Genomic DNA, 10876 nt, shown 5'->3' on the forward strand with positions numbered 1-10876 from the left:
GAGGGTTCGACCACACAACGAGGGGAGCACCCGACGCCGGATCGCGAAATCCACGAAGCCAAAGTGACCCGGGCGGACTTGCGATGCGGCAATTTCAAGGCTTCGAGGGCGGACGAAAATCAGGAGCGTCTCGTACCCCGCCGACTCTGACTCCGGACAGCGTATCGCTGCCGAAATTTGACCGTCAAGGTGAGTTTCCCGGACCCGGGAATCGGCCGCCCGGGGCTCCGTTCCGACAGGGGCGGGGCCCTATTCGTAGCGAAGGGCCTCGATGGGGCTGAAGCGCGCGGCCTTGATGGCGGGGAGGATGCCGGCCACAACGCCCACGAGGGCACTGAAGGCGACCGCCACCAACCCGGCCTCCGGGGTGATCACCGGAGTGTTCTGCGCGGGTGTCAGGACGATGATGAGCCGGACAAACAACTGCGACACGACCAGTCCCATCAGGCCGCCCAGCACGGCAAGGACGGCGCTCTCGATGAGAATCTGGAGGAAGATGTTGGGACCGGTTGCGCCTACGGCCTTGCAGATGCCGATCTCCCGGACCCGCTCGTTGATGCTGGCCAGCATGATGTTCATGATGCCGATGCCGCCCACCAGAAGACTGATGCCGGCAATGAATCCGCCGCTGAGCCGGGCATTGCGGATCTGCTTGTTGATGCTTTCGATCTGGTTCTCCTGGGTTTCGAAGGTGAAATCCTCAATCCCCTGGTGGGTGAGGAACAAAACGTTGCGGGCCTGCTGGATGGCGTCCTCCATCCGCCCGAAATCCGCCACCTTGATGTCAATGTCCGACAGGCGGGGATCCGGAATTCCGTCACCGCGCCCCGCGGAGCGGAAGCGGATCCAGGCGGTGTTGAGGGGCATGTACACGGTATGGTTCTTCCTCCAGAACGCCCACCCGCCACGGCGGCCCCAACCCCGCTGCCGTTTTGGGCCGCCCGCTTCGTTCCGCGCGGTGGTCACCGACTGCGCGAGGGCCCGCTCCTTGGCCTCCTGCTCCCCGACGTATTCCTGGAACATCCCCACGATGACGAACGGCTGCCCGTTGATCTGGATGGTCTCCCCGACCGGCACGATCTCGTGGCCCACCTCGGAGGGTTTCCCGAACAGCTCATCGCGAATGCCGGTGCCGATCACCACCACCGGCCGCGCCAGTTCCTCGTCGAGGTCGTTGAAAAAGCGGCCGTGCTCCAGCGTGTGGAGGTTCATTTCGAGAACCGCGGGCCATACGCCGACGCATTCGCTGGGATTCACGCGGCGTTCGCCCCGGGTCAGCGTGACATCGTCCACCTCCATCTCCGGGGATACCAACCGCACGAGCGGTGCGCTGCTCTTCAGGGCAAGGACGTCCACAAGGGTGCGTCCGGGTGCCTGCTCGGCGAGGTGATCCTGCCAGGGCGGGACGGCCTGGTCGCGGATCAGGACCTTGTCCACACCGCCCATGGCGATCATCGCCTCCTTCATGCCGTTCTCCATGCCCTTGATGATCGCCGCCATGCCCACGAGGCTGGTGACCCCGAGGATGATCCCGAGCATGGTCAGCAGGGACCGGGCCTTGTGGGCCCAGATTTCCTTCACCCCGACCAGGATCGCGTTGAACAGGATCATCAGTCGTAGCGCAGGGCCTGGATGACGTTCATCCGTCCGGCCCGGATGGCGGGCAGGAGGCCGGCGAGGATGCCGATGCCGACGCTGGCGCTGAACGCCAGGACCATGGCGGACACGGTGATCACCGGCGCGTTGTCAGTGGGGGTGAGGGAGCTGATGAGCCGGATGAAGCCGAAGCTGCAGACAAGCCCCAGCAGGCCGCCCACCACTGCGATGACGGTGCTCTCGATGACAATCTGGATGAAGACGGCGGCATTGCCGGCGCCGACGGCCTTGCGGATGCCGATCTCGCGGATGCGCTCGCTGATGCTGGCCAGCATGATGTTCATGATGCCGATCCCGCCGACGACGAGGCTGATGCCGGCGACCAGGCCGCCGCTGACGCGGGCATTGCGAATGAAGGTGTTGATCTCCTCGGCCCGGTCCTCCTGGGTGCGGAAGGAAAAATCCTCGATGCCCCGATGGGTGACCATGAGCACGTTGCGCACCTGGGTCAGGGCCTCATTGATGCGGCCCGCGTCGCGCACCTTGATTTCCATGCTGCTGAGGCGGGGAACGGGCGGCGCGTTGCTTTCGCCGGACCTCATCTTCATCCACATCGTGTTCAGGGGCACGTACACGGTGTTGTTCTTGATCCAGAAGGCAAAGTTGCCACGACGTCCGCCCCCCCCGCCCCAGCCGCGGCTGCGGCTGACCGTGGGCGTCGCGTTGGTGGCTCCCGACGCGCGTTGCGCCGCCAACTGACGCTCCTGCTCCTCACGCACCCGCCGGTCCTGTTCGCTCTCATAGTGGGCAAACATGCCCACGATGGTGAACGGGTAGCCGTTGATGGTGAGGGTCTGGCCGACCGGGATCACCGGCTCGCCGGTGTCCTCGGGTTTGCCGAACAGTGCATCCCGGATGCCCGTGCCGATGACACAAACGTTGCGGGCGAGTTCGTTATCGAGCTCGGTGAACATGCGCCCGTGTTCGACCACGTGCTCCATGAGCCCGAGCTGGACCGGCCACACCCCGGCGGTCATCCAGGTGCGGTGGGTCTTGCCTCCGGATGCCAGCGTTGGCGGCCGGTCGAAACGCATTTCCGGGGACACCTGGACAATCTCCGGGGCGGAGGACTCGAGTGCCCGGACGTCGTCCAGGGTCACGCCGGTCGCAAAATCCCGAAGATGGCGCTGCTCGACCGGCACCGGCTGGGCCTCCACCCGGATCTTCTCCAGTCCACCGACGGCGATGAGCGCCTCGCGTGCGCCGTTTTCCATGCCCTGGACCATGGCGCTCATGGTCACCAGCGACGATACCCCGAGCACGATCCCCAGCATGGTCAGCATGCTGCGAAACTTGTGGGCCCAGATCTCCTTGAGACCGACGAGGATGGCATTCCACAGCGTCATGGGCGTGACGCGGGTTCAGGCACCGGCCGCTGCAGGCACACGGTCGAGGCCGGCCAGCCGGGCATCCACCGTCTCCGCAATCTGGCCGTTGCGAATCTCGATCCGCCGGGGCGTCACCGCGGCGATCTCGGGGTTGTGTGTGACAAGAATCACCGTGCGGCCCTCCTCGCTGAGGCGACGGAAAAGGGCCAGGATCACCTCGCCGGTGTGGGTGTCGAGGTTCCCGGTCGGTTCGTCCGCAAAGATGATGCGCGGATCGTTGACGAGGGCCCGCGCGATGGCGACCCGCTGCTGCTGGCCGCCGGAAAGTTGCGAGGGGCGGTTCTTCAACCGGTTGCCCAGCTCCACGAGATCCAGCGCGCGGAGCGCCTTCTCCCGCCGTTCGCGTCCGCTGACCCCCGCATAGATCATCGGCAGCTCCACATTCTGCACCACGTTGAGTTTGGGCAGCAGGTTGAAGAACTGGAAGACGAAGCCGATCTTGCGGTTGCGCACCCGGGCCAGCTCGCTGGCCGACGCCTGCTGCACCTGGATGCCGTCGAGGGTCACGGTGCCCAGGGTCGGGGTGTCGAGACACCCGAGGATGTGCATCAACGTGGACTTGCCGCTGCCGGAAGGCCCGATGATGGACACGAATTCCCCGGCGGCGATGTCGAGCGTCACCCCATCCAGGGCGCGGATCTCCTCCCCGCCGAGATGATAGATCTTGCTGACGTTTCTGAGCTCCAGCAGGGCCACGGTGGCAGGGGTCAGCGGGCGGCGGTCACCGGACGGGCGGCGCCGGTGCCTGAGCCCGTGCCGGTGGTCGTCGTCGTCGTTCCTGCGGCACCGGAGCCAGGCTTCACGGCGTCCTTGCGCACATTGGGGGCACGCGACTTGTCCTCCAGGGACACGATGTCGCCCGCTTCAAGGCCGCGGGTGATCTCGGCGAAGAAATAGTCGCTGACACCGATGTGAACCGGGCGGCGCTCCCACTCGTTGCCGAGCTGGACCCACGCGAACCGCTCCACCTGCCGCGTCTCGGGATTGAATTCGGTGAATACGGCCGCCAAGGGCGCCGCAACGACGTCGTCGGCACTCGCGATCGGAATGGAGATGTTGGCGGTCATGCCCGGACGGATGCGCTGATCCACGTCCTTAAGGAGCACCCGGGCTGGAAATCCCTTGATGTTGTTCTTGAGCGCCGCCTGAGGGGCGATGCGCTCCACCTTGCCGACGACCTTCAGCCCGGGCACCGCCTCGACCGTGACTTCCACCTCCTGACCGGTCCGCAGCCGGCTGACGTCGGCCTGGTTGATGTGGGCGTTGATGACCAGGTCATTCAGGTTGGCAATGGTCAGCACTTCGGTGCCGGCATTGAACCCGCCCGACCCGCTCACGGCCTGGCCGACGGAGACCGGCCGGGTGAGGACCGTGCAGTCGAACGGGGCCGTGACGCGGGTGCGCCGCATCTTCTCGTGGGTCAACGCCAGTTCCTTTTCACTTTGTTCGAGGCTGTTCTTCGCCAGCTCGTAGGACGTCCGGGCGTCCTCGAAGAGCTGCTGGGGCAGCAACTGCTCGTTGAACAGCATCTGGGCCCGTTCGTAGTCGCGCCGGGCCTGCTCGAGACTGAGACGGGTCCGTGCCACCGAGGTTTCCCGCTGCTGCTGCTCGATCCGAAGGTCCTCGTCATTCAACTGGAAGAGCAGGTCCCCCTTCTTCACGAAGTCACCGAGGTCCACCGGCAGCTCATCAATTCGCCCGTTGACCTCGGGCCGCACACTGACCTGTTCAGAGGGCGTGATCTCGCCAGCGGCGCTGACCGCAAATCGGATGTCCCGCTTTTCAATGACGGACGTCGCGGGCCGGGAGGCCGCAGCCGCACCGGCACCACTGCCCGGCGCCCGCTGCTGCCAGTAATACCAGCCGCCGCCGCCGAGCAGCAAAATCAACAAGATCCATCCGAATGATTTCATGAAAGAATGACCGTCAGCCTACACTTGATACGCATACGTGCAATCTGGCATTTGGCGACCCGGGCCGGATTGAACGTGCTGGCGGCCGGATGCGTGCAGTACCCTCAGCGCTGACGTGAGGGATCCCGGGAAATTCATTCCCATGGTGGCCGCGGGGGTGGTGGCGGCTCGTTGGGCGGCGGATGCCTGGTTGGCAAGGCTCAATCGCCGCGAGGTGGAGGCCCATGCCGGCGCGGTGCCTGCGGCGTTTCAGGATTCGGTGGACCCCGCGACGTATCGCCGGTCGGTGGACTACACGCTGGCGCGCTCACGATTCGGACAGTGGAGCGATGGCTGGGAGGTGCTGGTGCTCCTGACCCTGCTGTTCAGCGGCGTGCTGCCGGCAAGTTTTGGGGCCGTCCGGGACCAGTTTGGAGTGCAGTCCTGGTCGGATGCCGGGTGGATGTTCGGCATCGGAATGGTCCTGGCGGTTCTCGGGCTCCCGTGGGAGGCCTGGGCGCAGTTCCGACTGGAACAGCAGTTCGGATTCAACACCACAACGCCGGCCACCTGGTGTCTGGATCGCGTCAAGGGCTTCCTCCTCGCCGCGGTGCTGGGCTATCCCCTGCTGTGGCTGGTGCTGCGGTTGGTGGACTGGATGGGTCCGTGGTGGTGGGTCTGGGCATGGGCGGCGTTCCTGGGGTTTCAAGTGCTCCTGCTGGTGTTGGCGCCGGTGCTGATTCTGCCGCTGTTCAACCGGCTGACCCCGCTGGAGGAGGGCGGGCTGCGAACCCGGTTGCTGGATTTGGGCCGCCGGGCCGGATTCACCGCACACACGATCCTGGTGATGGACGGCAGCCGCCGCTCCCGGCATTCCAACGCGTTCTTCACCGGCTTCGGACGCTTCCGAAAAATCGTGCTGTTCGACACCCTGATCACCCAGTTGACCGGGGAGGAACTGGAGGCGGTGCTGGCCCACGAGATGGGGCACTCGCGCCTCGGGCACATTCCCAAGCGGCTCGCCTGGTCGGCGTTCACCCTGCTGGCGGGCTTCGCGGCGGTGGGCTGGCTGTTTGGGCGCCCGGAGTTTGCCGGGGCCTTCGGGTTTCCGGCGGATGCCGGACTGGCTCCCACACTGATGTTGTTCGGCCTCTTGAGCGGTCCCGTGACCTTCTGGCTGTCGCCGGTCCTCAACCACTGGTCGCGAGTTCACGAATTCGAGGCCGATGCCTTTGCCGCGCGGATTCTGGGAACGCCCCGCCCGCTGATGGGGGCCCTGCGCAAGCTGAGCGAGAAGAACCTCGCCAACCTGACACCGCATCGCCTGTACAGTGCGTGGCACTACTCGCATCCGACCCTGCTCGAACGGGAAGCGGCGCTGGCTGACGCGGGCAACCCCGGATCGCCCGTCACCGCCGGTGCAGCCTGAGGGCGTTGCCAATGACAATCACGTCGCTCAAACCCATCGCCGCGGCGCAGACCACCGGGCTCAGCAAACCCGCCGCCGCCAGCGGAATGGCCGCGGCGTTGTAGAAGAAGGCCCAGAAGAGGTTCTGCCGGATCACCCGCAGGGTCGCCCGGGCAAGGTCCAGCGCCTCCGGAATTGCCGCGAGGTCGGACTTCAGCAGCAGGATGTCCGCAGCCTCTCGCGCCACATCCGTCGCCCGGGTCACCGCAATGCCCAGGTCGGCCTGGGCCAGCGCCGGGCCATCGTTTAATCCGTCCCCGATGAACGCGACGCGCTCCCCCTGTCGCTGCAGGGACTCAATCACCCCGGCCTTGGCCTCAGGGCGCACCCCGGCGGCCACGGCATCGGGCGGAATCCCGAGTTCGCGAGCCACGACCGCTGCGGTCTCCGGACGATCCCCGGTGAGCAATCGCACGCGGTGTCCGGAAGCCCGCAGCCGGTCCAGAATTTCCCGAGCCTGGGGTTTTAGCGCGTCGCGCACGGCCAGAACGCCAATCAACGTCTGATCGCGCGCGACGAACAGAACGGTCGAGCCCCCGGCCGATTCGCGATCCACGAACGCCTGCGCGGCACGGCAGTCCACCCCGGCCTCCTCCAACCAGGCGGCCGAGCCCAGGCGCCAGGTGCCGGATCCGGCACCGTCACGCAGCATGGCTTCCACCCCGGAGCCGCGACGTTCCCGCCAATCCTCGAACTCCGGACCGGACTCCTCCGGTCCCGCCAGGCCCGCCACCGCCCGGGACAGCGGGTGTTGCGAGGGACGGGCCAGCGAGGCGGCCAGCACGGGCAATGGCGGCCCCGGGTCGGGACCGGTCCGAAAATCCTCCCGCGCGACGATGACCGGGTGGCCCTCCGTGAGGGTGCCGGTCTTGTCGAAGACGAGGGTCCCGACGCGTCCGGACTTCTCCAACGCCTGGGCGTCCCGGATTAAAATTCCCCGTCTGGCCGCCGCATTGACCCCGGCCATGAGCGCAGTGGGCGTGGCCAGGCCCATGGCGCAGGGACAGGCGACGATCAACACCGCGGCGGCCATCGCAAAGGCCGCCGCAACCGGATGCTCCGGCACATTCGTGGCCCAAAGTCGCCCCCCCAGCCACTGGTGCACCGCGGACGCCGACGCGTGGCCGAGTCCCCACCAAAGGGCCGTGCCGAGCGCGATGACAATGACCACCGGAACGAATACCGAGCTCACCCGGTCGGCCAGTCGCTGAATGCCCGCTCGGCTCGACTGCGCGCGCTGCACGGCCGCAATGATGTGGGCCAACGCGGTGGACTCGCCGGTGGACTCCACGCGCGCCACGAGGCGGCCGGTGTGATTCACCGTGCCGGCAAACACCCGGGAATCCCGCGATTTCTCCACCGGCAACGACTCGCCGGTCAGCATCGCCTCCTCCACGGACGATTCTCCGGAAACGACGGTGGCATCCACCGGCACCCGGTCGCCCGGTTTCACGACGATCCGGTCGCCGGGAACAAGCAGGGCCACCGGCACGTCGGTTTCCTGGTCCCGCTCGTCCAGCCGTCGCGCGGTTGGCGGAGCGAGATTCAAAAGCGTCTTCAGCGCGGCGCCGGCCTTCGAGCTCATGCGTGCCTCCAGCCAGTGCCCCGCGCTGATCAGCGTCAGAATGGCGGCCGCCTCCATGAAATACAGATGTCCTCGAAATCCGGAGAGCAGGCCCCAGACGCTGAAGCCGAAGGCGGCGGTGGAGCCGAGGGACACCAGGGTGTCCATGTTGGAATGGCCCGCCCGGGCCTGCCGCCAGGCGCCGCGGTAGAACCGCCCGCCAACCATCACCTGCACCGGAAGCGCCAGGAAGAACGCCAACCACTGAAACCATCGCTCCATGCCCAGATGAAGCACCCATTCGCCCACCAGCAGCGCCACGGTGACCGGCCCGCCTAACCACAGCGCCCGACGCCACGGCCGTTCCGGAGCCGCCGCCGCGCCGTCCGATGCCCCCGGAGACGTCCCCGTCGAAGCCCGATAGCCGGCGGCCTCCACCGCCCGGAGGAGGGCATCGGACTCCGTCGCCGCGCCCGGACGCCACCGGATCTCCGCCCGTCCCGCCGGCAGATCCACCGTTACCGAGTCCACCCCCGGCACCGCGCCGAGCGCGGCAGATACTTTCCGCGCACAACTGGCGCAGTCCATGCCCTCAATGGCAATCCCCGCGATCGGGCCCGCGGTGGCCCGTACAGCGGGCGCCACAGCCCGGGGCCGGAAGGCGACCGGAATTTCACTCATTGGCAGGAGGCTCCGTCCGCAAAACGCGCAGGGCAACCGCAGAATCGGCACCACAGAATCGGCCCCGGAGCCCGGCTATTCCTGCTCGGGCGAAATCGGGGGTGGTGCGCGGAGACGCAGGTAAATCCAGGTTTCCAGCGGACGCAGGGGACGCAGCCAGTCGTAGAACGGCGAATACACAAGGCGCAGCCGGAAGAGCGACAGCAGCATGATGAGCGAGGTGCGCAGATTGAACACCACGTGCGACCCGGTCTGGTCATGCCACTGGGTCGGCACTTCGAGGAGGCTGAATCCCGCCCGGCGCAGCGAATAGAGCAGGTTGACGTCGAAGGAAAGGTCGGCAAGACGCAGTTTGGAGTGCACGGCCTCGACCGCTTCGCGCCGCATGACCTTGGCGCCACATTGGGTGTCGGCGATTCCCATTCCAAAGAACGCCTCGACAAAGACGTGGAACATCCGGCTCGCGAGGCGGCGGCGTCCGGGCTGCGCGTGGGTGATTTGCGCCCCGGGCAGCCAGCGGGACGCGATGACGCAGTCCGCCTGGCCGGCGGCGCAGCGGTTCACCAGGTCCAGAAACGCCGCCGGTGGCGTCGAGCCATCGGCGTCCACATAGCCCACCAGGTCTGCCAGCGGCGCCAGCTTCAGCCCCTCGATCAACGCCCCTCCCTTGCCGATCGGTGCCGGGAACTCGAGGTGCGAGATGCTCAGGTAGCGCTGCTCCGCCGTCCGCACCACCCCCAGCGTGTCATCCCGGCACCCGTTCAGGACCACCAGGATGCGCACGCGCCCCGGGTAGTGATGATAGAAATGCTCCGCATACGCCCCCAGCACCGGAGCGATGCGGCGTTCCTCGTTGTATGCGGGAATCAGCAGCAGGAGGCTGGGAGCGTGGAGACTCAAGTGCTGGCAGAGTAAACCCGGGGTCTCGCGGGCTGTCCAAGGTCCAAACCGTCAAAACCCTTCCCGAAGCTCCGGCGCCAGCCCAGGGAGCCGACCCCGGCCCTCCCCGCTCATCGGACACCGCCTCCCCGCAGTCCCCGTGGGCGTCACAGGAGCCTCCCATCCGCCCCAATCCGCCGCGCCCCGGCCATGTCCAAAAGGGCCGACATCACCTCAAATCTCAAACGTTTAGGTGCGACCCCATTGCGCTCATTCCCGTGATGGAGAGCCAAGAGGCCTCGTCAGCAGAATTTGTGGGTGGCCGGCGGTTCGTGTAGTCGGCCAAGGTTATGATAGAGTGCAACTTCCATGACTCTGAAGGTGCGAAAGCCGTAGGCGCGTCAGGTGATCACTCGAATCTTGTTGTTGAGGCCCTTGACCACACCGCTGGAGAGCTCTCCTTTGGCCAGAAACCAGTTCAGAATCAGGGGTTGGTGGCGCCGGAGCATGCGGGCGATTTTCTTCATGGGCTCGATCCGGCTGCGCATCGAGCGCTGGCACCAGGCCTCCAGGAAGCGGCAGGCGCAGTGGACGGAGCGGTAGGTCCAGAGTAAGCGGTAGGGCAGGTGCATGTCCCCGCCGCTGATTGCGGCGGGGCGCTGCTCCCCAACTTCGTGGGGGCCTCAGGTTCAGGCCGGTGCCGGAGGAGGCTTTTTCGAGTTTTCGGGCAGGACCTCGTCGATCTGCGTGATGTTCATCCCCGGCAACCGCCGGAGCACATCGCTGAGGTACTCCTGCGGATTGATCCCGCGCCGCCGGCAACTGGTGATCACCGTGTTGCTTCGGCAAGCGTGTGTGAGCGCCTGGGGGGTGGGCGAGTAGGCTGCTGGGCAGCCTGACAGAGTGACAGGTTCAATGACAACGCGTACATTCCCGGCATCCCCCATCTCCCCACGCATCCCGCCCACCCGCAAGCCCCAGTTCCAGTTTCGCCCCCAATGGTCTCATCCTCCGTCCCAAATCCTCCCTCCCCCGCCTGGGGTCAGGAGGTCTGAGGCTAGCCAAGTCCCGGAATCTCCCGGACCACCGGGTTCCACGGAAGACATTGGCGGCCAACGCCCCTTTCGTGCGGGAATGAGGCATGCGTAACGCGGTGTCGCCGCTGCGCTCGTGCGGCAACAACAGTGAACGCGGGGAAGCATCTGACGCCAGGACCATCCAACAGTTCCCGCTGCCACTCCACACACTCGGCGGGGGGAAGTATCGAACGCGCAGCAGCGCGTCGCCACCGACAATCGGCAGAGTGACCAGGGGGGGACAGGTCCCTGGTGTGACACCCTCGAATTCA

General features: G+C 66.4%; 9 protein-coding genes. 1 reads left to right on the top strand and 8 read right to left on the bottom strand.

Annotated features, from left to right (window positions below; translation table 11 throughout):
• Positions 1–249: 249 nt before the first annotated feature.
• The 4 genes from KF791_03705 to KF791_03720 are packed head-to-tail and all read right to left on the bottom strand — an operon-like array spanning position 250 to position 4957.
• Entirely contained in the window at positions 250–1611 is a 1362-nt protein-coding gene (locus tag KF791_03705) for an ABC transporter permease (GenBank protein MBX3731681.1), read from the bottom strand.
• Positions 1611–3002 carry an ABC transporter permease gene (locus KF791_03710; protein ID MBX3731682.1) on the bottom strand — a complete coding sequence of 464 codons (1392 nt, stop codon included), beginning with the start codon at positions 3000–3002 and terminating at the stop codon, positions 1611–1613. Before KF791_03710 ends, KF791_03705 begins: the two co-directional genes overlap by 1 nt.
• A 15-nt stretch (positions 3003–3017) precedes the next feature.
• Positions 3018–3734, bottom strand: a complete 717-nt coding sequence (locus KF791_03715) for an ABC transporter ATP-binding protein (protein MBX3731683.1) — start codon at positions 3732–3734, stop codon at positions 3018–3020.
• A 17-nt stretch (positions 3735–3751) separates the two neighbouring features.
• Positions 3752–4957, bottom strand: a complete 1206-nt coding sequence (locus KF791_03720; GenBank protein ID MBX3731684.1) for an efflux RND transporter periplasmic adaptor subunit — start codon at positions 4955–4957, stop codon at positions 3752–3754.
• A gap of 142 nt (positions 4958–5099) precedes the next feature.
• Here KF791_03720 and KF791_03725 point away from each other — a divergent pair, with 142 nt between their 5' ends.
• Positions 5100–6365, top strand: coding sequence for a M48 family metallopeptidase (locus tag KF791_03725; protein MBX3731685.1), 1266 nt, complete (start codon positions 5100–5102; stop codon positions 6363–6365).
• Here KF791_03725 and KF791_03730 read toward each other — a convergent pair.
• The 4 genes from KF791_03730 to KF791_03745 form a co-directional block, all read right to left on the bottom strand.
• Positions 6346–8649 carry a cation-translocating P-type ATPase gene (locus tag KF791_03730; GenBank protein ID MBX3731686.1) on the bottom strand — a complete coding sequence of 768 codons (2304 nt, stop codon included), beginning with the start codon at positions 8647–8649 and terminating at the stop codon, positions 6346–6348. The two genes, KF791_03725 and KF791_03730, sit on opposite strands and share 20 nt — an antisense overlap.
• Before the next feature lie 75 nt (positions 8650–8724).
• A complete protein-coding gene (locus KF791_03735; GenBank protein ID MBX3731687.1) occupies positions 8725–9549 on the bottom strand; it encodes a glycosyltransferase in 825 nt (274 codons plus the stop codon).
• A 380-nt stretch (positions 9550–9929) separates the two neighbouring features.
• A complete protein-coding gene (locus tag KF791_03740; protein ID MBX3731688.1) occupies positions 9930–10160 on the bottom strand; it encodes a transposase in 231 nt (76 codons plus the stop codon).
• 57 nt (positions 10161–10217) lie between these two features.
• Positions 10218–10361, bottom strand: a complete 144-nt coding sequence (locus KF791_03745; GenBank protein ID MBX3731689.1) for a transposase domain-containing protein — start codon at positions 10359–10361, stop codon at positions 10218–10220.
• Positions 10362–10876 lie beyond the last annotated feature (515 nt).

The sequence above is a fragment of the Verrucomicrobiia bacterium genome, assembly GCA_019634635.1.
Taxonomy (GTDB): domain Bacteria; phylum Verrucomicrobiota; class Verrucomicrobiia; order Limisphaerales; family UBA9464; genus UBA9464.

Coding starts and splice junctions, on each gene's coding strand:
- KF791_03705 (MBX3731681.1), bottom strand. CDS start 1,611: ATGATCCTGTTCAACGCGATCCTGGTCGGGGTGAAGGAAATCTGGGCC.
- KF791_03710 (MBX3731682.1), bottom strand. CDS start 3,002: ATGACGCTGTGGAATGCCATCCTCGTCGGTCTCAAGGAGATCTGGGCC.
- KF791_03720 (MBX3731684.1), bottom strand. CDS start 4,957: ATGAAATCATTCGGATGGATCTTGTTGATTTTGCTGCTCGGCGGCGGC.
- KF791_03725 (MBX3731685.1), top strand. CDS start 5,100: ATGGTGGCCGCGGGGGTGGTGGCGGCTCGTTGGGCGGCGGATGCCTGG.
- KF791_03730 (MBX3731686.1), bottom strand. CDS start 8,649: ATGAGTGAAATTCCGGTCGCCTTCCGGCCCCGGGCTGTGGCGCCCGCT.
- KF791_03740 (MBX3731688.1), bottom strand. CDS start 10,160: ATGCACCTGCCCTACCGCTTACTCTGGACCTACCGCTCCGTCCACTGC.